The 273-nt window shown below is 66.7% G+C and carries 1 protein-coding gene; it reads left to right on the plus strand.

Annotated elements, in window-relative coordinates; genetic code table 11:
• A partial coding sequence (locus RAD04_RS38695) for a phosphatase PAP2 family protein (RefSeq protein ID WP_461627971.1) occupies positions 1-273 on the plus strand: 273 nt, incomplete at both ends.

Genomic DNA, 273 nt, shown 5'->3' on the forward strand with positions numbered 1-273 from the left:
TCGCGCTGTTGTTCGCCATGCTTGCCGCCTCCGCTATCGGCGCGCTGCTGCCGCATGAGCGTCCGTTCGTCGCCGGCGTCGGCTATACCTTCCTGGCGCACGCGCCGGACAGCTCGTTCCCCAGCGATCACGGCACCGCCATCTTTACCTTTGCGCTGGCATTCCTGTTCTGGCACCGGGTCTGGTCCGGCGCGCTGCTGATGATTGTCGCCGCCGGCATCGCCTGGTCACGCGTTTACCTCGGCGTGCACTGGCCGCTGGATATGGTTGGCG

It is taken from the genome of Bradyrhizobium sp. 25ACV (assembly GCF_054863005.1).